At 57.0% G+C, this 20100-nt stretch carries 20 protein-coding genes, 1 CRISPR repeat array and 1 riboswitch; of the genes, 11 read left to right on the forward strand and 9 right to left on the reverse strand.

Annotated elements, in window-relative coordinates; genetic code table 11:
• Nucleotides 1-50 precede the first annotated feature (50 nt).
• Nucleotides 51-926 carry a DMT family transporter gene (locus HZS81_RS03385; RefSeq protein ID WP_179929152.1) on the forward strand — a complete coding sequence of 292 codons (876 nt, stop codon included), beginning with the start codon at nucleotides 51-53 and terminating at the stop codon, nucleotides 924-926.
• Here the strand turns inward: HZS81_RS03385 and thiE are convergent.
• From thiE to HZS81_RS03400, 3 genes are all read right to left on the reverse strand, one after another.
• The gene (thiE, locus tag HZS81_RS03390) at nucleotides 904-1554 is read right to left on the reverse strand and encodes a thiamine phosphate synthase (RefSeq protein ID WP_179929153.1); all 651 of its coding nucleotides are present in this window, start codon (nucleotides 1552-1554) and stop codon (nucleotides 904-906) included. The genes HZS81_RS03385 and thiE overlap by 23 nt on opposite strands.
• Entirely contained in the window at nucleotides 1544-2356 is an 813-nt protein-coding gene (gene thiM, locus HZS81_RS03395) for a hydroxyethylthiazole kinase (RefSeq protein ID WP_179929154.1), read from the reverse strand. The genes thiE and thiM overlap by 11 nt, the downstream gene beginning before the upstream one ends.
• A gap of 25 nt (nucleotides 2357-2381) precedes the next feature.
• A riboswitch (TPP riboswitch) is annotated at nucleotides 2382-2488 on the reverse strand.
• Between the two features lie 24 nt (nucleotides 2489-2512).
• Nucleotides 2513-2857 (reverse strand): hypothetical protein, encoded by a 345-nt coding sequence (locus HZS81_RS03400; protein ID WP_179929155.1) that lies wholly within the window; start codon nucleotides 2855-2857, stop codon nucleotides 2513-2515.
• 163 nt (nucleotides 2858-3020) lie between these two features.
• On the opposite strand from HZS81_RS03400, the gene gloA reads away from it, so the two are divergent.
• Complete coding sequence (gloA, locus tag HZS81_RS03405) at nucleotides 3021-3554, forward strand: lactoylglutathione lyase (RefSeq protein ID WP_179929156.1); 534 nt, start codon at nucleotides 3021-3023, stop codon at nucleotides 3552-3554.
• Nucleotides 3555-3556: 2 nt separating this feature from the next.
• The gene (locus HZS81_RS03410; RefSeq protein WP_179929157.1) at nucleotides 3557-3922 is read left to right on the forward strand and encodes a DUF6164 family protein; all 366 of its coding nucleotides are present in this window, start codon (nucleotides 3557-3559) and stop codon (nucleotides 3920-3922) included.
• On the opposite strand, the gene HZS81_RS03415 is transcribed toward HZS81_RS03410, so the two are convergent.
• From HZS81_RS03415 to HZS81_RS03435, 5 genes are all read right to left on the reverse strand, one after another.
• A complete protein-coding gene (locus tag HZS81_RS03415; protein ID WP_179929158.1) occupies nucleotides 3919-4584 on the reverse strand; it encodes a cupin domain-containing protein in 666 nt (221 codons plus the stop codon). The genes HZS81_RS03410 and HZS81_RS03415 overlap by 4 nt on opposite strands.
• 138 nt (nucleotides 4585-4722) lie before the next feature.
• A complete protein-coding gene (locus tag HZS81_RS03420; protein WP_179929159.1) occupies nucleotides 4723-5742 on the reverse strand; it encodes a metal ABC transporter solute-binding protein, Zn/Mn family in 1020 nt (339 codons plus the stop codon).
• Nucleotides 5743-5830: 88 nt separating this feature from the next.
• Entirely contained in the window at nucleotides 5831-6721 is an 891-nt protein-coding gene (locus tag HZS81_RS03425; RefSeq protein ID WP_179929160.1) for a metal ABC transporter permease, read from the reverse strand.
• On the reverse strand, nucleotides 6705-7442 hold the full coding sequence (locus tag HZS81_RS03430) for a metal ABC transporter ATP-binding protein (RefSeq protein ID WP_179929161.1): 738 nt from the start codon (nucleotides 7440-7442) through the stop codon (nucleotides 6705-6707). The genes HZS81_RS03425 and HZS81_RS03430 overlap by 17 nt, the downstream gene beginning before the upstream one ends.
• Nucleotides 7439-7588 carry a hypothetical protein gene (locus HZS81_RS03435; RefSeq protein WP_179929162.1) on the reverse strand — a complete coding sequence of 50 codons (150 nt, stop codon included), beginning with the start codon at nucleotides 7586-7588 and terminating at the stop codon, nucleotides 7439-7441. The genes HZS81_RS03430 and HZS81_RS03435 overlap by 4 nt, the downstream gene beginning before the upstream one ends.
• Before the next feature lie 228 nt (nucleotides 7589-7816).
• On the opposite strand from HZS81_RS03435, the gene cas3 reads away from it, so the two are divergent.
• Entirely contained in the window at nucleotides 7817-10483 is a 2667-nt protein-coding gene (gene cas3, locus HZS81_RS03440; protein WP_241697353.1) for a CRISPR-associated helicase Cas3', read from the forward strand.
• Nucleotides 10484-10496: 13 nt separating this feature from the next.
• Here the strand turns inward: cas3 and HZS81_RS03445 are convergent, their stop codons facing one another.
• A complete protein-coding gene (locus HZS81_RS03445) occupies nucleotides 10497-10928 on the reverse strand; it encodes a DUF29 domain-containing protein (protein ID WP_179929163.1) in 432 nt (143 codons plus the stop codon).
• A 457-nt stretch (nucleotides 10929-11385) separates the two neighbouring features.
• On the opposite strand from HZS81_RS03445, the gene casA reads away from it, so the two are divergent.
• The 7 genes from casA to cas2e are packed head-to-tail and all read left to right on the forward strand — an operon-like array spanning nucleotide 11386 to nucleotide 17575.
• Nucleotides 11386-13098, forward strand: coding sequence for a type I-E CRISPR-associated protein Cse1/CasA (gene casA / locus HZS81_RS03450; RefSeq protein WP_179929164.1), 1713 nt, complete (start codon nucleotides 11386-11388; stop codon nucleotides 13096-13098).
• Entirely contained in the window at nucleotides 13095-13760 is a 666-nt protein-coding gene (gene casB, locus HZS81_RS03455; protein ID WP_179929165.1) for a type I-E CRISPR-associated protein Cse2/CasB, read from the forward strand. Before casA ends, casB begins: the two co-directional genes overlap by 4 nt.
• Before the next feature lie 48 nt (nucleotides 13761-13808).
• Nucleotides 13809-14900 (forward strand): type I-E CRISPR-associated protein Cas7/Cse4/CasC, encoded by a 1092-nt coding sequence (gene cas7e / locus HZS81_RS03460; RefSeq protein WP_179929166.1) that lies wholly within the window; start codon nucleotides 13809-13811, stop codon nucleotides 14898-14900.
• Nucleotides 14901-14909: 9 nt separating this feature from the next.
• Nucleotides 14910-15662, forward strand: a complete 753-nt coding sequence (gene cas5e / locus HZS81_RS03465; protein ID WP_179929167.1) for a type I-E CRISPR-associated protein Cas5/CasD — start codon at nucleotides 14910-14912, stop codon at nucleotides 15660-15662.
• Nucleotides 15662-16351 carry a type I-E CRISPR-associated protein Cas6/Cse3/CasE gene (gene cas6e / locus HZS81_RS03470; protein ID WP_027958941.1) on the forward strand — a complete coding sequence of 230 codons (690 nt, stop codon included), beginning with the start codon at nucleotides 15662-15664 and terminating at the stop codon, nucleotides 16349-16351. Before cas5e ends, cas6e begins: the two co-directional genes overlap by 1 nt.
• Before the next feature lie 9 nt (nucleotides 16352-16360).
• A complete protein-coding gene (gene cas1e / locus HZS81_RS03475; protein ID WP_179929168.1) occupies nucleotides 16361-17281 on the forward strand; it encodes a type I-E CRISPR-associated endonuclease Cas1e in 921 nt (306 codons plus the stop codon).
• Nucleotides 17282-17575, forward strand: a complete 294-nt coding sequence (gene cas2e, locus HZS81_RS03480; protein WP_179929169.1) for a type I-E CRISPR-associated endoribonuclease Cas2e — start codon at nucleotides 17282-17284, stop codon at nucleotides 17573-17575.
• A 110-nt stretch (nucleotides 17576-17685) separates the two neighbouring features.
• Nucleotides 17686-20095: direct repeats of the CRISPR family, unit length 29 nt; unit sequence CAGATCCCCGCGCCTGCGGGGATGAACCG.
• Nucleotides 20096-20100 lie beyond the last annotated feature (5 nt).

Consider the following 20100-nt stretch of genomic DNA (forward strand, 5'->3'; position numbering starts at 1 on the left):
GCAACTTGGCGGGGTGTTTTTTGTAACAATCAACACCTGCGGGGGAGACGATGAGTTCATCGTTAAAAGGGATCGGCTGTATGTGCCTGGGTGTGCTATTTCTCGCCTTAGGGGATGCCGTTTCGAAGTGGTTAGGCGAGGTACATTCGCCACTGCAAATCATCTTTTTTCGTACGCTTGTGTCGCTGCCGTTAATTGCGCTATTGGCTTACTTTGCTGGTGGGATGCGTAAGCTACACACCAAAAGGCCTAAAGTTCACTTGCTGCGTGGGATAATCTATACCGGCACAATGGGGTTTTTTGTGTTGGGGCTGACGATGCTACCGCTGGCGGAGGCCACGGCGATTGCGTTTGTCGCGCCGCTTTTTGTCACGCTGCTGTCGGTGCCGCTGTTGGGTGAACGCATCGAGCGGCCCGTGCTGGCGGCGTCGCTGGTCGGTTTTCTCGGGGTGATCATCGTCGTGCGACCCGGCGGCGATGCCTTTGGTATGGGCGCTTTGGTATTGATAGCCGCTGCTCTGTGCTATGCCTTGATGATGATTACCGCCAGGCGCTACGGTGGCCGCGAGCATCTTTGGGCGATGGTGTTTTATATGACCGTGGTGCCGCTTGTATTAACCGCCGCCGCCTTGCCGTGGGTGTGGCAAACGCCGCAGCCGTGGCACTGGTTGGGGTTTCTCGGCTCGGGGGTGTTTGGCGTCGGCGCGACGGCGTTTATTACCTTGGCGTTTCGCTTTGCGCCGGCGGCTATCGCCGCACCGTTTGACTATAGCGCGATGCTTTGGGCAGTGCTCTTAGGCTGGTGGTTCTGGGGCGAGCTGCCCGACATTTGGGTATGGGTGGGGAGTGTGCTGATTATCGGCAGTGGTTTGGCGATCGCCTATATGGAACGCCGCACCAGCCTCAAGCGCCGCCCGAGCGCATGACCTCGCGTTGGCGCCATCGCGTCGCAAGTTCCCGCGCGGCATTTTGTGGCGAGGCCTGGCCGCAAATGGCTGAAATGACGGCCATGCCGTGCGCGCCACTGCGTTGCACTGCGTCAATATGCTGAGCTTTTAATCCGCCAATCGCCACGCTAGGAACAGCGCTTGCCTCTACCAAGGCGGCCAAGCCATCAAGACCCAGGGGCGCGGCGTGATCCTGTTTGCTAGCGGTGGCAAACACAGGCCCTAAGCCAACGTAATCCAGCCCTTCAATGGGAATACTGTTGAGTTGTTCCAGCGTATTGATCGACAAGCCGACAATGGCATCCGGTCCAAGCGCGTCTCGCGCCTCGCGCGCGGTGGTGTCGCTCTGGCCGACGTGCACGCCTTCGGCGCCGCTGGCGAGGGCAACTTCTAAGCGGTCGTTGATGATCAAAGGAATACCCTTTGGCTTCAGCATCGCGTTAAGCCGTTTGGCCTGCTCAATCATCGCTTTGTCGCTAGCGTGTTTATCGCGCAACTGCACCATTGTCACACCCCCGGCCACGGCGTCTTCCACGGTGCGCTCGAGGCCGTAAGATTGGCACAATGTGGCGTCGGTGACGAGATAAACCGAGAGGTCAAAGCGCATTGATAAGCTCCAGCGAGAGATGTTGGTCAAGGTCTTGCGGGGTTAGCTGGTAAAGGGCATCCAGGAACGCGGGCATAAAGCTGCCGGGGCCCTCGGCCTTGGTGCCCGCACGTGCACCCGCCAGCGCAAAACAGCCAAAAGCGGCGGCAGTTCCTTCAAGCGGCTGTTCTTCAGCTACGGCCGTAAACGCGGCCACGGTGGCACTTAGTGCGCAGCCGAGTGTCGTCACCCGGGGCATCAGCGCATGGCCGCCGGTCACGCGCAGTGTGCTTTCGCCGTCCGTAATCAGGTCGATATCGCCACTAACCCCCACGATACAGCGCTGTCCGCGCGCTAATTGACTGGCGGCCGCGTGGGCATGTTCGGCGCTTGCCGTGCTATCAACGCCGCGCCCGGGATTGGCGATGCCGTTAAGAGTGAGGATCTCGGATGCATTCCCACGGATGACGCGGGGTCGATGCTTCAGCAGGTCAGCGCAGAGACGCTGACGGTATGTCGTGGCACCGACGGCTACCGGGTCGAGCACCCAAGGGGTGTTGTGTGAGTTGGCAGTGCGCGCGGCACAATGCATGGCGCCTGCCCAAGGGGATGAAACGGTGCCGATATTGATCGATAATGCATCGCTAAGCGAGACGAATTCGTCGACTTCTTCTATGGCATGCAACATGGCCGGCGAGGCGCCGAGCGAAAGCAAAGCATTTGCGCTACTGTTCATCGCCACGTAATTGGTGATGCAGTGCGTCAGAGGGGTGCGTTGGCGCAGGCCGGTTAAGTAGTGACTCAAAGTGGGTGCTGGTGGCATGACATCCTCCCGGACGGGAGGCAATGGGGCGAGACCCACGACTCCCTACGCCGGTATTATCCAGTTCAGGTGATGAGGGTGCGTCTCAGCCCGGTTTTCCGCAGAAAAACACGAGCGCCCCTGTCGTATTCGATAAGCGCTATCGTAGCGGATCTGTTAGCGAAAGGCGATCCGCGTGCCGTAGGCAAGCATTTCGTTAGGCGTTAAAGCGTGCCCGGGAACGCCGATCATTTCATCCCCGCATTGATCGCTGAAAGTCAGAATGCCGTGTTTCAAGCCTAGATGACCCAGCTTGTCGCGAATTTCACCGGTGCCAAGGAAGGTGCACGTCTTGCCCTGTTCGTCGCTCAATTCGGAAACCCCTTGCGGGTGGTGAAAGCGCACCGTGTAGATGCCATCCATCGACTCCACTTCCACAAGAGGCGAAAAGCCATTGTGAATCGCATGGGAAAGTTGTTTGTAGGTAATACGATCACTCAGGGCATAATCATTGTTTGACATGACATTATCCTCGCCAGATTCGCTGCTTGTATAGCCTGCGATATTTAACTGTAGAGGGTTTGTGACATTTTTCCATCCTGGAACATGCGAAAGCGACGTTTGTACCAAGGGCGTAGACTGATAAAGTCATAACTCTCGACGCATCATAAAAGGAGCTACCACGATGACTTTTCAAGGAGAGCAGTACCCCGGCGTAAAAGCCGCCCCCGCCGAGACACAGGGGTTTCGTCTTAACCATACGATGCTGCGGATCAAAGACCCCGAGCGTTCGTTGGCGTTTTACTCGCGTGTATTCGGTATGCAGGTGATGCGGCGGCTAGATTTCGAAGAGATGAGCTTTTCACTCTATTTTCTCGCCAAGCTGGAGGATAGTGACAATGTGCCGGAGGAGACCGAGGCACGCACGGTCTGGACATTCAGCCAAAAAGGGCTGTTAGAGCTAACGCATAACTGGGGCACGGAGGATCAGGACGACTTTGCCTATCATGACGGCAATGCCGAGCCGCAGGGCTTTGGCCATATTTGCTTCAGTGTCCCGAATGTCGAAGCGGCTCAGGCGTGGTTCGACGAGCACGATGTCACCTTCGTCAAACGCGCCGATCAAGGCAAGATGAAAGATGTCATTTTCGTGAAGGACCCCGACGGCTACTGGATCGAAGTGATCCAAGCCGACCGCATGGCGACCATGGGCGACTAACAATGGCGCATCTGCTGTTTCGCCTGCGCCATGTGACCGAGGAAGAGGCCATGGAAGTTCGTCAGCTGCTAGCGGCCCATGGCATGGATACCTACGAGACGCAGGCAGGTTTTTTCCGGCTGGGTGTGGATGCCATTTGGTTACGCGATTCAGGCCAGCTTGATGAGGCGAAGGCACTGCTTGCTGATTACCAAACGCAGCGCCTGGCGAACGCGAGGCGTGAGCACCAAGCCGCCATTGAACGTGGTGAGGCGCCGAGCCTATGGAAGCGCTTCGCCGCTCACCCGTTACAAGTCATCTTGGTATTCGTGGCGGTGGTGGTAATTGCCCTCCTCACGCTGCTGCCGTTCATCGGCTTGGGGCGTTAAGCCGCCGCTAAATGTCCACGCTTTAAATAGAACATGACGCCCTCTTTGCCGGCGCGAAGTTGAGGCGATGCGCCCACGGGGTAACGACACCAACTGCCCGCCGGGTACTCGGCGTCGTTATCCCATAGCGTCCCTTCCAGCACGAAAACTTCTAACCCCCCGCTGAGCGGCGGATATTCGACCGTCACATCTCCTTCCCAGCGCTCTAGGCTCACCCGCTCCTGGCCAAAGGTGTGCAGCATTTTATAGGTGACGCCGAGGCGCCGGTCGGGCTGCCAGGGCAAGCGATGGGCGGGAACGGCGAGCTGTAACTTATCGTTCGGATCGAACTGATGAAGTTTGACCAGGATTAACGCCCCCTCCTCGCCAATGCGCGGTGTGTGGCCGGTGCCGATGGGGTTGCGGAGGTAACTTCCCGCCGGGTAGGCGCCATGCTCATCGGCGAAGACGCCCTCCAACACCAGAATTTCCTCGCCACCATCGTGAGCGTGGCGGTCGAAATGGCTATGCGGGGCATAGCGCACCAAGCTAGTCGCACGCGCCACTTCATCGCCAATGCGGTCTAGCATCATGCGTTTCACGCCGGGGCTAGGGGAGTCCACCCAACGGTATTCGTCGGGCGTGATGGCTGCAAATTGAGAAAAATCTGCGTTTAAACGCATAAGTGCGGCTCTTGCTAGGAAAGTGGAGACCCTTAGTTTCTCTGATCGGTGGTTCAAAATGCAATGCAAACAGCGCTTTGACACACCGCCGATAAAAAAATACCGCCTATACGGCGGTATCGATTTGGCCAAGCAATATCAGTGAGAATGATCGTCGTGGTCGTGGTCGTGGTCGTGGTCGTGGTCGTCGTGATCATGATCATCGTGCCCGGGCTGTGCCAAAGCGTCGTTCAACGCGTGGGCATTGTGGCGCATCATGCCTAAGTAAGTGCTTGCTTCGCCTTCCGCTTCTAGAGCATCCGCATAGAGCGTGCCGGCAATAGGGATGCCGGTTTCTTCGGCTAGCTGTGTGATCATCGATTGGTTAGTCATGTTTTCATGAAATAGCGCTTTGACGTTTTCTTCGTCGATCACATCCACCAGCCTAGCCATATTCGCGGCGCTGGGTTCGGTTTCAGTGGATAAGCCAGTGGGCGACAGAAAACGCACGCCGTACGCATCAGAGAAGTAACCAAAGGAGTCGTGACCGGTAATTACACTGGTGGAGGCAGGGATCTCGTCAATGAGCGCGCGAATCTCTGCGTCTGTCTGGTCAATTTCCGCTAAATAGCGCTCGGCGTTATCGCGATAGGCATCGGCGTTGTTCGCATCAGCGTCGATTAGGCCGTCGCGGATATTGGTGACGTAAACCTTGGCTTGACGCAAATCCTGCCAAGCGTGCGGATCATCGCTTCCATGGTCGTGTCCGTCATGTGCATCATCATGTGAGGGCTCATCATAGCCATGATCCTCGTGCCCGTGAGCATCGCGGCGGCCTAGCTTCTCGATACCGTCGGTGGCGGTGACGAGTACGCCATCGTAGTCGCTGGCATCAATCAAGCGCTCCATCCAGCCCTCAAACAGCAAGCCATTAAAAATCACCACATCCGCATCGGACAGGGCGCGGGCATCGCCGGGGGTGGGCGAATAAACATGCGCGTCGCCATCGGCGGCGACGAGCGATGCTACCTCAACGTGCTCGCCACCCACGTTTTCCACCATATCGGCGAGAATCGAAAAGCTGGTGACGACCTGAACGCGCTCATTTGCCATGGCGGCGGGCAGCGCGAGCAGGGCGGAAACACCGACTAGCCAGCGGGAAGAGGATGGCAATAGCATCACAAGGCTCCTGTTAATTAAGACTGCTGATAAAGACAATTGATTAAAACGGCACGAGAGTAAAGCGACACAAGAGTAACACCACGCATTACGTACTCGGGTCTGCCGAGAGTGGTGCCGTTTTGCGCCGCCACTTTGCTGCCAGGCTGTGGTAACGGCCAAACAGCGCCGAAAAGAAGTAACCCGCCCCCGCGAGTAAAATAATGCTCGGCCCGGACGGAATATCGAGATGAAACGACAGCAAGAGTCCACCGGTGCTGGCGATCATAGCCAGCACCACCGCAATGCCAATCAAGCCTTCCAGCCGCTTGCTCCAAAAACGTGCCGATGTCGCGGGTAGCATCATCAGCCCCACCGCCATCAGCGTGCCGAGCGTTTGAAACCCAGCGGTCAGGTTGAGCACCAAAAGCCCTAAAAACACACTATGTACCCAACCGCTGTGGCGGCTCTGGCCGCGTAAAAAAAGCGGGTCCAAACACTCCACCACCAAAGCGCGGAAAATCACCGCCAGCGTGATCACAATCAGCGTGCTGATGCTGGCAATTAACAGCAGCGCGGTGGAGTTAATGGCCAACACCGAGCCAAACAGCACATGGGTGAGATCGACACTACTGCCGCCAATCGAAATCAGCATGACGCCCGCCGCCAGCGAAATAATAAAAAAACTCGCCATCGCCGCATCTTCGCGCTGGCCGCCCATCTTGGACACCGCCCCGGCCAGTAGCGCGACCAATATGCCAAACACCACGCCGCCGATACTCATCACCGGCAGTGAAAAACCCGCGAGCAAAAAGCCCAGCGCTACCCCAGGCAGAATGGCGTGGGCCATGGCATCGCCGATCAAGCTCATCCCGCGCAGCACCAGAAACACCCCAAGTGGCGGAGCAGCCAGCGAAAGCGCCAGACCGCCCACCACCGCGCGGCGCATAAAACCGTAGTCAAACGGCGCAACCAGCCAGGCATTAAGCAGTTCCCACATGGTGCTCTCCTAACGTAAATGGCACCACGTGGGCAGGAGCCTGCGAGTGGGTGAGGGCGCTCGGCGCCATCCAGCGGCAGTGCCCCCCGGTGAGCATTAGCACGTCATCGGCCAAGCGCTGTAGGTGGTCCATATCGTGCAGCACCACAATAATCGTCGCGCCTTCATCCGCCATCTGACGCAGAATGCGGATCAAAATCTCCACGGTCTCGCTATCCACGTTGGCGAAAGGTTCATCGAGCAACAAAAGCTCGGCTTCCTGCATCAGCGTGCGGCCAATTAACGCGCGCTGGCGCTGCCCGCCGGAAAGCTCGCCCAGTGGGCGGTGAGCCAAGTGTGAAATCCCCAGCCGCGCCATGATCTCGCGGCCTTTACGATAATGGGCCGCACAGTAGCCCTTCAGCGCCCCGTGGCTTGGCCAGCTGCCGGTCATCACCAGCTCTTCGACACTCATCGGGAAGGTCAAATCCAACGCCAACTGCTGCGGTAGCCACGCCCGGCGCTTTTTGGGGACGGTACACACCACCTCCCCACTGATCGGGCGAAGCTCACCCATCAAGGCCTGAATTAGAGTGCTTTTACCCGCGCCGTTAGCGCCAATCAGCGCTGTAATCGCGCCGGGCTGAAAGCTGCCGTCTACATGCTCCAGCACCGTGCGCTCGCCTTGGGCCAGGTGCAGGTTATGTAGCTGCAAGCGTGCCGGTGATGTTTCTTTCTTCATAGCGACCACCCACCGGCCCAAACCACCAATAGCCACAGTGCGGCCAGCGGCAGCATCACAAGACACAAGCGTTTTACCGCCGACAGCGACATCAAGGAGAAATGACAAGGACCTTCCTTGTTATGGCGGTGCGTATACTCACTCATAAAGCGGCCTCGTTTAATATAAAATAGGTTATAACATAACAACTGGAAAAACCGAAAGTTTGCGAAATATTTTACTCGCTCAGAGGCATAGGGCAACGCTGAGAACGCCGCGGCGCGTTCAAATGTGCTGATGCATTCATCCTGGAGAAAACTGATGAGTGTCAATGGTCATTATTAATGAAGAATGCTTAGATGGGTTAGAGACAACTGCGCAGGGATACAATGGTGATGTACTACCACTACTGGGGCAAAGCGCAAGCTAAGGGTGGGGCTGTAGAGTGCCATTTATTGCCGTATCACAACCTGGATGTCGCCGCCGTGGGCTGGCTGCTGCTTTCGCCTGATAGGCCGCTAACACAACGCCTGGCGGCGCAACTCAGTCTTGAGCCCAAAGCACTGCGTCAGCTATTGGTTTTTTGGCTGGGGCTGCACGATATTGGCAAATTTGCTAGATCTTTTCAGGGGCTCTTTCAATCAACAAACAGCGACTTGGTGCCTCCAGTTTCACAATATGCTTATACCGTACGCCACGACTGCTTAGGTGATGTGTTATGGCAGCGCAAGTGGACTGCGTGGTTTCGCGACGGCACCGTGCAGTGGCCCTGTGAATTCACCAAGGTTGAAAGCAGGGCCCTGAATGAATCTAAAGCGCTTGCTGTGCTTACGGCACCCTTTTTTGGCCACCACGGCCAACCCGTGGCGGCAGGAACGCATTCGCTAGATGAGTTTTTTGCTAATGACGAACACGCTGATGATGTGGAAGCGGCGCGGCAGTTTATTGCTGATTGGGCCAAGGTTGTTCTGCCAGAGTGGCCGGTAGAGCAGCTACTGTCTGAAGAGTGGGTTTATGCGTTGCAAACGCTAAGCTGGTCAATCGCTGGATGGGCGACCTTAAGTGACTGGTTAGGCTCCAACCAGGATCACTTTCCCTACCGTCAAAAGAGAATGCCACTCGCAGATTATTGGAAAATAGCGTTAGCCAAAGCTGAAAGTGCGCTGCAAGAAACGGGGTTTAATCAACTTCCCGAACCGCTCCCTTACGCTGGCATGGCAAGCTGGTTTGGTCAACAATCCATCACACCTACGCCCCTGCAGCAGGCTGCAGAAACAGTAGAAATCATGGATGGGCCGCAGCTGTTTATATTAGAAGACGTAACAGGTGCAGGGAAAACAGAGGCCGCTTGTATTCTTACCCAGCGCCTATTAGCAGCAGGCCATGGCGATGGGCTCTATTTTGCACTGCCCACGATGGCAACCTCTAACGCCATGTATTCACGGCTGGGTAATCTGCATCGCCGGTTTTATACCGCTGAATCCTCTCCCTCTTTTGTCCTCGCCCACGGAGCCAGAGACTTAAACGACGATTTTATCGCCGCCGTTGCCGCACCTCAGCCGTCCGATCTTGATTACACCGCTAGCGAACTTTCGGCCACGAGCAGATGTAACCAATGGCTAGCAGACTCGCGTAAAAAAGCGCTGCTGGCGGAGGTAGGCGTAGGCACCATCGACCAAGCCTTAATGGCCATTTTACCGTTTCGCCACCAGTCGCTGCGCTTGTATGGGCTGGCGCGCAAGGTATTAGTGATTGACGAGGTTCACGCCTACGACAATTACATGCAGACCCTGCTGAGCCAACTGCTGAGCTATCACGCTCGGCAGGGTGGCAGCGCGATTCTGCTAACGGCCACGCTGCCCCGTGCGATGCGCAGTGCTTTGATGGCTGCTTGGCAAACAGGGCTTGGGCAGTTGGAAACGAAACCACAAAAAGATGATTTTCCGTTACTGACCCATGTGAGCCAAGGTCAGCCGTTGGAGTTGCCGTTAGGCTCACGCGCGGAAGTTTCCAGAAGTGTCGATATTGATTGGTTTACCGAAGAAGAGCAGGCCATTGACGCGGTATTGGAAGCGGTAGAAGCCGGTGAGTGTATCGCCTGGGTGCGCAATACCGTGGATGATGCCATTCGCGCGTTCGAAGCCATCGCTGCCCGCCACCCTGACCCCGAGTGTTGTCTGCTGTTCCACAGCCGCTTTGCCATGGTCGATAGGCAGCGTATTGAGTCCCAGGTCATTGAGCGATTAGGCAAAGATTCGACCCCTGAAGTGCGCAAGGGACAGGTGTTGATAAGCACTCAGGTGTTCCAAGAATCTCTGGACTGCGATGTAGATGTGATGATCAGCGATATAGCGCCCATTGATCTGCTTATCCAGCGGGCCGGACGTTTGCAGCGTCATGAGCGTGGGCCGCGCGACCTACCGCGTCTGCTGGTGCTGGCACCACCCTGGGCGGATGATCCCGACGAAAAGTGGTTGCAGCGCACAATGCCGGGCACCCAAGCGGTTTACCGCGACACCTCGCTTAGCTGGCTAACCCACCGAGTATTGCGCCGCCTTGGCGCGATCCGTATGCCCGAAGAGGCGCGGGCTCTTATTGAAGGCGTTTACGGCCAGGGTATCGACGATATTCCCGATGCGTTGCAACAAGCTCGCATTGAACAAGGCAGTATACGGAGAAGATCTGGTTCAGTCGCAACGTACAACGCGCTCGATCTGAAAGAGGGTTATACAAAAAGTGATCAGTGGCAGGAGGAGCAAGAAATAGGCACAAGGCTGATGGATGAGCCAACGCTCAATGTCGTTCTGTTGGCGTGCTCTGCTGAGGGCGAGCTGGCGCTATGGGCAGGTGACCGTTGGCATGCCGATATGCTCAGCCAAGTAAAGCTTCGCCAGAGCCAAGCCGCCAAACTGACACCGCTTCCGAGCCGCTATGAAAGCCGTTGGCTTGCCCTTCAAGAGCGCTATAAAGCACTGAAATATACCCAGCCCTGGCTGCCCAGCGATGACCCTGACTGCGGCTACGATACCCAGTGGGGCGTTCGGCTTAGCAATAAGGAGTAATGCCGAGATGCGTTCAATGTTCGCTGGGCTGAAAGCTAATGGCTTCCTCAATGCTATACAGGCACTGGTCAGGAAATTCCTGCGGTTCCCGGTCTGTTTCGATGGCCGCCGCACGGCGAGCATCCTCGTAAGCCTCATTCATCAGATCAGGCAGCGATGCTTTCAAGCTAGGGTTATCGTTGAGCAAGCGATTCACCTTGGTTTGAGCATCTTCAATCGTCAGCCGCCAGCTGCGCGAGCGGCGTTCCGGCTGGTGATCCCATTTCAGGAGGTGCATCAGCAAGCGGGCCAGTTGGCTAATCAAGGCGCGTCGCTCGCTTTTCCCCATGCTTTCAATCTCCTCGGCGAGATGCTCAATATCCAGTTTATCCAGTTTGCCGGCCCGCAGCAGCCCCGCCTGTTCAAGCGCCCAGGCGTAGGCATCCTGCTCATAATGAATTGCCATTGTCTTATACCTCCCAACCAACTGGCTGATTGCCTGTATATCAGTAAACGGTGCGCTGGTGCTGCAAATGATCGGCTAGGAAATCCCCGCTAGCGCGGGGAACTGATCCAGGCGACTTGTTGAGTCAGCCTAGTTTACGGTTCATCCCCATGTGTATGAGGAGCTAGAGACTTAATTGTGCACTGCAAGTTGGTTTATGCCTAGCGTATTGCGAGGTGATAAGTTTGGCTTGTTTACTTTAATTGGTAAGTTAGGATTGTTTACTTGTAATTTATTTTTCATGCTCCTATGCTCAGCTTCAGCAAGCTTTGAATGCTCTGTATTCTCGGCGGGCTAAAAAAGCTGTTTGAAAGATTGGGTGAGTGGGATTGGGTCAGCATCGTAGAGCGTTTGGCATGGCTGTTCCTTTGAAAGCTCATTAAACGGATAGCTCACATGCTGAGCAGGAGGTAAATGCTTGAACCTACTAACAGACCCTTGGCTACCGCTTCTGCTGAAAAACGGCAAGGTGGACTACCGCCCGCCTTCGGCGGTGGCTGACCCTGATGTAATTAACCTCGCTCTACCGCGAGCGGACTTTCAAGGAGCTGCCTACCAATTTCTGATTGGGCTTCTGCAAACCGCGCTGCCGCCAAAGAGCCACGGCGATTGGCTGGATCAACTGACTGCCCCACCCAGCGCCGAAGCACTTAACACGGCGTTCGCTCCTTTTAGCAGTGCCTTTGAGTTGGATGGCGACGGCCCGCGTTTTATGCAGGACCTTGATCCACTAGACGATGTGCAAAACGCCACCATTAGCGGCCTTTTGATTGATGCCCCTGGCGCTAACGGGATTAAAAACAATACTGATTTTTTTGTGAAACGGGGCCGCGTTGAGGTGATGTGCGAGTCCTGCGCGGCGATAGCGCTGTACACCATGCAAATCAACGCCCCGGCGGGCGGTGCGGGTATCCGGGTGGGCCTGCGAGGTGGTGGCCCCTTGACCACGCTGGTCATGCCCGAGTCATCTACCGCAAGTCTTTGGCAGCGGCTATGGCTGAATGTCGTAACAACGAAGCGGGTTACTCAGAAAGGTCAGCAGTGGTCGACGCCGCACCCTGAAGAACCCTCGCTGTTTTTCTGGATGGCCAATACGCGGGTGAGCGACAAAAAAGGTACCGAGGTACTGCCTGAAGACACTCACCCGCTGCATGCGTACTGGTCAATGCCGCGCCGCTTCCGGCTGCAATTTGAAAACACCCAAGATTGCCAGTGTGATATTTGCGGACGGAAAACGCAGCGGGTGGTGCGCGAGCTACGGGCAAAAAAACAGGGGGCCAATTACGACGGCCCATGGCTGCACCCGCTAACGCCTTATCGGCGCGACCCTAAAAAGCCCAATGAGTTGCCGCTTTCCAGTAAAGGGCAGCCGGGCGGGCTGGGTTACCGCCATTGGGCAGGCTTTGTGCTAAGCGATGCCGATGATAGCGGTGCTGTCCCCGCTGCTGTGCTACAGGATTATGTCAGCGACAAGCAACGCATCGCAGCGGATGAGCGCAGCCTGGGCGAGGACGTTCCCGCGCTTTTAGCGCATGCCCGTGTATGGGCATTCGGCTACGATATGGACAACATGAAACCTCGCGGTTGGTACAGCACCGAAATGCCCCTGGTGGATATTCCACAAGGTCAGCAGGAAAAGTTACGCAAGTGGGTTCAGCAGTTGACCGAACTGGCACGCAACATCGCTTGGATGGTGCGCACCCAGGTGAAAAATGCCTGGTTCTCCCGCCCAGCCGATGCCAAGGGCGATATGAGTGCGATTGATATCCAGTTTTACGATGCCACTCAGCCGGCGTTTTTCAACGCCCTGCTGGGCATTCAGCACGCACTGCAACACGATCCTTCTAAACCCCATATTCCTTCCCACGTTGCTGAGGATTGGTACTTCGCCCTAAAGCGCGAAGCTATGCGCGTGTTTGAAGACCAAGCGCTAAGCGGCGCGCTAGAAAGTGTTGACCTTGAGCGCGCTACCGCCGCCCACCGACAGTTGCAACGTTATTTAGGCGGCAAAAGCAAAGGCAAAGGCAGCAACGTGGTGAGCGACTTTATTGAGCAGGGAGCTTTTGACCCATCCGGGCAGGCCAAGCGCAACGCCGCCTCTGCTGCAACAACGACAGGAGACGCCCGATGAGCGATGTGGAAACGCCGGAAACAGCCGAAAAAGAAGAGTTATTGACCGAGGCGGAGAAAAAGGCGCTGATTGCTTTGAGGCGTGATGAAGCCGCCGCCTTGCGCCGTTGGTGGCAGCGATTAACGCTTACACCACACGAGCTGGAAAAATTAACCAAGCAGCGGTCGTTGCCCCGTGGCGTCCGTGCAGTACTGCGCCGCTGTGATAGCGCCGAAGCGGCGATGTTAACCCAAGGCTTTCGCGAGCTGTGGGCGATGCTGCCAGAGTCGACGAAGCAAACCGACTACCGTGATGAACAGCTGCAAGTCTGGTCGTGCATCGCGCTGGTCGCCGCGGAATTACGTAAAGAAGAGAGCGGCGTTTCGTTAGCAAAACGCCTTGGCCAGCAAAAAGAGCAAACCGGCAAACCCTTGATGAGTGAGCTTCGCTTTCAGCAGCTTCTTTCTTGTCGAACGCCCGAGGAGTTTATCCAACGCTTACGCCGAGCGCTGGCGCTTGCAGACAAGAAGGGTGTCAGTGTCGTCTTGCTAGCCAGTGTGATTGCCCTGTGGTGGCGCGAGCACCGTGGGCGCTTATCTGCCAAGCCTACCCAGCGGCTTGGCTTCGTCTTGGCGAACGACTATTTCGCCGCAACGTCTGGCTACAGCCACCGTAAAGATTAATCGCTGCCAACTTCATCGGCACTTTCTACACGACTAACGGAGTTAATAATGAGCCACTTTATTCAATTACACCTGCTGACCTCTTATCCGCCCGCCAACCTGAACCGCGATGATTTGGGCCGCCCCAAAACCGCTTTGATGGGGGGGGCGAAGCGTCTGCGAGTTTCATCGCAAAGCCTCAAGCGCACTTGGCGTACTTCTACATTATTTGAAGAGGCGCTGGCCGGGCATGTGGGCACGCGCACCAAGCGTTTAGGCAAAGAAGCTTACGATCAGCTGGTCGAGAAGGGCGTTGATCAAAAAATGGCGGGGGCTTGTGCAGAAAAAATAGCGGGCGTATTTGGCAAACTGCGTAAAGTCGAAAAAGGTGAAGCCAAAGAGTTTGAAATTGAGCAGCTAGTACACGTTGGCTTAGAAGAACGCCAAGCGATTAGCGACCTGGTCGATAAGCTGGCAGAAGAAAAACGCGAACCCAACGATGATGAGCTGAAGCTTTTGCGCCATAAACCTGCTGCGGCTGACGTAGCACTATTTGGCCGCATGCTGGCCGCCGTTCCCGAATATAACGTCGATGCCGCCTGCCAAGTAGCCCATGCTATCACCGTGCATGCCGCCGAAGTGGAAGACGATTACTTCACGGCGGTAGACGACTTAAATAGCGGCGACAAAGACCGTGGTGCTGCGCATATCGGCGAATCTGGCTTTGGTGCCGGGCTGTTCTACCTCTACATCTGCATCGACCGCCAGCAGCTGGTGGAAAATCTGCAAGGTAACAGTGAATTAGCCGACCAAGCGATTGCCGCACTGGTGGAAGCGGCGGTTAAAACGTCTCCCAAGGGCAAACAAAACAGCTTTGGTTCCCGCGCTCATGCGAGCTACGTACTGGCGGAAAAAGGCAACCAGCAGCCGCGCTCACTCTCCACCGCTTACCTGCGCCCGGTGACGGGTCAAGACCAAGCACTCGATGCCATTAAGCGTATCGAAGAACAGGCTAATGCTTTTGATAGCGCCTATGAAGTTGGCGCAGACAGCCGCTTTGTCACCAGTGCCGAGCCCGCCTATGAAGAACCGCAGCTAAAAGGCAATGTTAAAAAAGGCAGCCTAACGGAACTGATCGCTTTCTTAAAAACCGACCAGTAAGGGGGCAGCATGACCGACTATGTTATTTTTCGGCTCTATGCGCCCCTAGCTAGTTGGGGGGAAGCCGCCGTGGGTGAAACGCGCCCTACTGCGACTTATCCTGGCAAAGGGGCTGTTTTGGGGCTGCTTGGGGCCGCACTAGGTATTCGTCGCGACGACGATGCAGGCCAAACGCAACTGCGTGACAGCATTGCCATAGGCGTAAAGCAGTACACGCCGGGCTTACTGATGCGCGACTACCACACGGTGCAGATGCCCGCCTCTCAGTCAAAAGTGAGCTATCGCACCCGTAAGGAAGAGCTAAGTGCGCCGCGCGATACGCTGAAAACGATACTTTCCAGCCGCGACTATCGCTGCGATGGCCTATGGACGGTGGCCGTATGGCTAACGCCTGCGGCAAGCCTCACGCTTGGCGAGATTGAGCAAGCACTGAAAACGCCCCATTACCCGCTTTATTTAGGGCGCAAATCCTGCCCGCCTGCTGCGCCGCTTGCACCCCAGCGGCGCGAATGCAGCACGCTTAAAGAAGCGCTCGATATTGACTTCCCCTCTTTAGACGAACGCTACGGCAATGACAAAGTGGCGCTGCGCTTTCCCGATGAAGCGCTATACGCCTGGGAAGGAAAAGCCAGCACGTTAGATGGCGATGACCAAGCGGCAGAGTACAACGATGTGTGGGATTTTCCGCTGAACCGCCGACGCTGGCAGTTTGGCCCCCGGTTAGAGTTTCGCCGGGCCATAGCAGCAGAGGAGGCGCGCTAATGTATCTCTCACGCGTACGCGTTGACCTGAACGGGCTTTCCCGCGAAAAGTTGTTTGATGTGATGAACGCCGAAGCCTACGCGGGTCATCAGCTTCTATGGCAGCTATTCCCCGACTATGAAGGACCAAGGCCGTTTATTTTCCGGCAAGAACTGGAAGAAACCGAGGAAGGGCGAGGCCCCAAAGGACTACCGCTGTTTTACCTTCTTTCAGACCGTGAACCCACCTCGGTGCCGGGCCTGCTTGAAGCCGAGTGTAAACCCTTTACACCCGAGCTGAACGTGGGCGATAGGCTGGCGTTCCGCCTGCGTGCTAACCCCACCATGGCGGTTCCGGTGCCGGGAAAACGCGGCCAGCGCGCCGATGTGCTGATGGCGGCCAAAAAGCCATTTCCACCAGGGCAGCGCACCAGCCAAGCCTGTGTTGATGCGATGAATGGCAAGGCCCGTGAATGGCTCGAAAGTCGCGCTGAAACATGGGGCTTTAGCTTGCCGGTTACGCCAGAGCTGGGTGCCTACCGCCAGCATGTGCTGAATAAAGGGAGAGGCAAGCCGGTTCAGTTCTCAACGGTGGATTACGAAGGCCTGCTGGAAGTTACCAATCCAGGAAAGCTGATCGAAACAATGGCCCACGGCATCGGGCGGGCCAAGGCATTTGGCGGTGGTTTGCTACTACTGCGCCGACCTTAGGAGACCAACATGGGCTTTATTCCGCTAAAGCCCATCCCCGAAAAAGATCGTATGTCGATGATCTTTATCGGGATGGGGCAGATAGATGTACGCGATGGTGCCTTTGTTGTGGTCGATGATGTGAACGGCGAGCGCATGCACATTCCGGTGGGTTCGGTGGCGTGCCTGCTGCTGGAACCGGGCACCCGGGTTTCACATACCGCCATTAAGCTGGCTGCTGCGGTAGGTACGCTACTGATTTGGGTCGGGGATGCGGGCGTACGGCTATATAGCGCTGGCCAACCCGGAGGCGCGCGGTCAGACAAATTACTCTACCAAGCGCAGCTGGCGCTGGATGAAAAGCTGCGCCTAAAAGTGGTACGCAAAATGTTTGAGCTACGTTTTGGCGAAGAGCCGCCTTCTCGTCGCAGCATTGAGCAACTGCGGGGGATGGAAGGTGCCAGAGTTCGCAAAACTTACCAGCTGTTAGCCAAACAGTATGGCGTTAAATGGAACGGACGTCGCTACGATCCTAAACAGTGGGATGCCTCTGATGTGGCCAACCAATGCCTGTCGGCAGCCACTGCCTGCCTATACGGAATTACCGAAGCGGCTATTTTGGCGGCAGGCTACGCCCCGGCGATTGGGTACCTGCACACCGGCAAACCGTTGAGTTTTGTTTACGATATTGCCGACATCGTGAAGTTTGAAACGGTGGTGCCCGCGGCTTTTCGAGTTGCGGCACGCAATCCGCCTATGCCGGAAAGGGAAGTCCGTATCGCCTGCCGCGATGCCTTCAAGCAATCCCGCATACTCCAGCGCTTAATTCCCATGATCGAAGATGTACTTGCCGCTGGCGATATTCAGCCGCCACCGCCAGCCCCCGACGCAGTGCCACCTGCGATTCCAGAGCCACCATCGGTCGGCGATGCCGGGCACAGGAGCGGATAAATGGCGATGCTCGTAGTTATTACAGAAGCTGTACCACCGCGCCTACGCGGTAGATTAGCGGTATGGCTTTTGGAGATTAGAGCTGGTGTCTACGTGGGCGACGTTAGCAGACGCATCCGTGAAATGATCTGGGAACAGGTAGAAGCGTTAGCCGAAGATGGCAACGTGGCAATGGCCTGGGCCAGTAGCCATGAATCCGGTTTTGAATTCCAGACTTACGGCGAAAATCGCCGAGAACCCGTAGACCATGACGGGTTACGTTTGGTGCGCTTTTTACCGCCACAAGTTAACTAGCTGATTTTATTGGATCTTTAATAATTTAGCTTGATTAAAAAGTAAGCAAAATAGCTGGTAGATTTTTTATCTGCTATTTTCTTCTTGTAGATCAACTGTCTACAACAAGTCAGATCCCCGCGCCTGCGGGGATGAACCGCCGGTCTGTCCGGTGCCAGCAGTTGCCGCATTCAGATCCCCGCGCCTGCGGGGATGAACCGGTTCCAGCCGCGAGCTAACCGCCATTTGGGAACAGATCCCCGCGCCTGCGGGGATGAACCGTCATGGTGATCTGGCCCGAGTTCACCGGCTGGCAGATCCCCGCGCCTGCGGGGATGAACCGCGACCCGCTGAGCGTAGCCCCAAACACCAGACCAGATCCCCGCGCCTGCGGGGATGAACCGCTTTCATCAGGGCTTGTCTCCACCAACTCCGCCAGATCCCCGCGCCTGCGGGGATGAACCGAATTGGAACACCTGAATAGCTGGACTGGGCATCAGATCCCCGCGCCTGCGGGGATGAACCGCTTCCATTCCTTCCGCTGATTCGTTGCTTACGCAGATCCCCGCGCCTGCGGGGATGAACCGCGATGACCCGCCTGTGCGGTGGTAGCCTGCACCAGATCCCCGCGCCTGCGGGGATGAACCGCATCTACGGCTTTTGGGGCACCTCTGTTCCATCAGATCCCCGCGCCTGCGGGGATGAACCGATAGACTTTGACTACATAGCGGCCAACAGCAGCCAGATCCCCGCGCCTGCGGGGATGAACCGTACGACGACATCGGCGAAGAACTAACTGAGCTCAGATCCCCGCGCCTGCGGGGATGAACCGTCGGCATCATCCAGAGTAAACGGCGGCAAGCCCAGATCCCCGCGCCTGCGGGGATGAACCGCTACTACCAGAACTACTTTACCGAAGCCGAGCCAGATCCCCGCGCCTGCGGGGATGAACCGCGAAAGGACTGAAGATCATGACGCAAAGATGACAGATCCCCGCGCCTGCGGGGATGAACCGACGATTGGTAAACACCACACCCGCCCACCGAGCAGATCCCCGCGCCTGCGGGGATGAACCGTACCAATTGATACCCTCGCCCGCGAGTGGAATCAGATCCCCGCGCCTGCGGGGATGAACCGCGTTTGCATCTGCGTGTTTGCAGCTCAGCGAACAGATCCCCGCGCCTGCGGGGATGAACCGGGAGAGCGTTTGCCCGCCAGACAGACGAACAGCAGATCCCCGCGCCTGCGGGGATGAACCGCTCGATACCATCAATATCGGAATAGACAGGGCCAGATCCCCGCGCCTGCGGGGATGAACCTGCCGGCGTGCAAACCACTTATGAGCATCGTTATCAGATCCCCGCGCCTGCGGGGATGAACCGGATGGCTACGTGGTCGCATTTTGGTCGCAGATCAGATCCCCGCGCCTGCGGGGATGAACCGAATGGGGCCAGCTACAAGAAGAATTGATGATGCAGATCCCCGCGCCTGCGGGGATGAACCGGCGATGTCGATATCCCGAAAAAGGTCAACGGTCAGATCCCCGCGCCTGCGGGGATGAACCGGCAGCGGTACCGATAACCAGCCGTTAGGGCTGCAGATCCCCGCGCCTGCGGGGATGAACCGTGACGGCAATAAGCGCAACGGTGACATTAGCTCAGATCCCCGCGCCTGCGGGGATGAACCGCACTGGGTACGGATCGGGATAGGCGCCTTCATCAGATCCCCGCGCCTGCGGGGATGAACCGCTGATCCACAAAATCTTTGAAGAAGCTGAATACAGATCCCCGCGCCTGCGGGGATGAACCGCACAAAGGGCCTGTTCTACGCTCCGACAGCGACAGATCCCCGCGCCTGCGGGGATGAACCGTGGGTTACTGCGAATCCAAGGTTTACGCCATGCAGATCCCCGCGCCTGCGGGGATGAACCGACCCGGCAACTGACCCTTACGGCAACCCATCGCAGATCCCCGCGCCTGCGGGGATGAACCGAACTGGCTGTTAAGACCCAGCAGGATTATGAACAGATCCCCGCGCCTGCGGGGATGAACCGATCACAGGCGCCCAAGGCAATACCGGGCTGTTCAGATCCCCGCGCCTGCGGGGATGAACCGTTCGTCAGCCAGTGGGGCGCGTTCGATGAAACCAGATCCCCGCGCCTGCGGGGATGAACCGCGGCGGGCGGGCGCTGATGTATCGCCCCGATTCAGATCCCCGCGCCTGCGGGGATGAACCGATCATCGAAGGCGACTACCTCGGAAAGCAGACCAGATCCCCGCGCCTGCGGGGATGAACCGCCTTTGAAGAGCGTCAGCGGCAGATCAGTGAACAGATCCCCGCACCTGCGGGGATGAACAGCTCGCGGTACAGCGCCCGGCTTTGCTTATAGACCGATCCCCGCACCTGCGGGGGTGAACCGCCGAAGCCCTGCGAGGCACCGCCCACCACGGCCCGATCCCCGCACCTGCGGGGGTGAACCGGCGTTCGAGATTCTTATGCCGAGAACGGGAACCCGATCCCCGCGCCTGCGGGGATGAACCGTTTAC

The organism is Vreelandella salicampi (genome assembly GCF_013415105.1).
Taxonomy (GTDB): Bacteria; Pseudomonadota; Gammaproteobacteria; order Pseudomonadales; family Halomonadaceae; genus Vreelandella; species Vreelandella salicampi.